This is a genomic window from Bacillus mobilis, from assembly GCF_001884045.1.
Classification (GTDB): Bacteria; Bacillota; Bacilli; order Bacillales; family Bacillaceae_G; genus Bacillus_A; species Bacillus_A mobilis.
On the sequence record NZ_MACF01000027.1, the window covers coordinates 1 to 1,509 of the forward strand.

At 36.4% G+C, this 1,509-nt stretch carries 1 pseudogene; it reads right to left on the reverse strand.

The window, feature by feature from the left end:
* Positions 1–213 precede the first annotated feature (213 nt).
* Positions 214–1,505: pseudogene (locus BAQ44_RS03435) on the reverse strand (IS4 family transposase).
* Positions 1,506–1,509 lie beyond the last annotated feature (4 nt).

Genomic DNA, 1,509 nt, shown 5'->3' on the forward strand with positions numbered 1-1,509 from the left:
TAAGCTGCCTATATGGGCCATAGCCATCAAGTTTAAAAAATAAGTCCGATGCCTTTTGGCATCGGACTTATTTTTTAAAACTTGAGAGTAGAAGAGTGCGGTTTTGGACATACTCAAATAAGACTCTCTGAATTTCGTATTTTTTATACGGCTTTGTGAAGTCTTTTCGTACATTCTTGAGTGATACTAAGGATATCGAACGGTGTACGACACTTATACCTTCATGCTTTTCTTCCGTTTTTGACAAGATCCTGAAAGAGCCTGGTTAGCACTGATACAGGATGTTGAAAGGTTGTGAAAAGCACGTCGTGTATACTAGAGAAGTAAATTTTGACGATATATGTACACTTATACTCACTCACCTCTTTTTGTTTTTTCTCCCATATAAGTCTTCTCATTCGATATGTAATGCTAGCTACCAAACACAAACCAATTAATTGCCCATATAAATGACATTGAAATCGTTCCAGTTTCACAGGTTTCACTTCATGAATTTTAAAAATAGACTTCCATGTTTTAAATATAATTTCAATTTGCCACCGTAAAGAATACAGTTCATATACTTCATTGTGCGGAAGGTGTTTACTAGATACGTTCGTAATAAGAAGGTTGATACGGCTTGCATATTTCGGCATCTTCTTTTTCGCTTTCTTGTGATGTTCCAAACGTTTCGTCCACTCAGTTTGTGTTAGACGATATATGACAAGGCGTGTTTTATGTTTTTGGTGAAGTCCTATATAGATTTCCGGTAATTCTAGTATTTGTCCTTCAGATAGATCTTTCGTCAATTTTTCTAAATCGAGAAGAGTCCATTTTCCACCTTTCTCTTTTTGATAGACTTGTGTATTCCAGCGAATACGTGACACATAAAATGCTTTTCGATCCGCAATTTTTTCTAAATCATAAATAGAAAAATAACCAAGATCACGAAGAGAAAGTTCCCCTGGCTCTAATGTTTGCGTACGTTCCTGTCCATAACGGCAATCGCTACTTGTTCCATCTCTTACAGCTGTTTCTAAAAATTCTCCAGAAATCAGTTCATACTCTAATTGAATTTTCACACCAGCTTCTGAACCACCTCCGCCTACCCCTTTGTAAGAAGATGCATATTGAGCTGGAAGCTGAAAGGCTGTTGAATCTAGTATACGGATACGTGTAAAACGGTTAGATAAAGGAGTCATTGGAGAAAACTTCTTTCGAAATACTTGTAAAAACAATTCCTTTAAGAATTGTACAGTCTGTGCATTAAATCGTTCGTTCAGACCTTGACTAGATAATTGGATTCCCGTAGCTCTAGTTAGTTTCGCACATAAACTAACTAGGGATTCTGTCCCAATTGCTTGGCTGAGAAACACGCATAATGAAACGAGGTCTTGTGCTCTACACTTTCGTTTTCGTCGAATCATTCCAGTTTTAACTGCTAGTAGTTGTAAGTGGTGAATCGAAAATTTACTTTTAAATTCTTCACCTAGTAAACGTAACTCTTCTTGTGTAACATCATTAATTTTA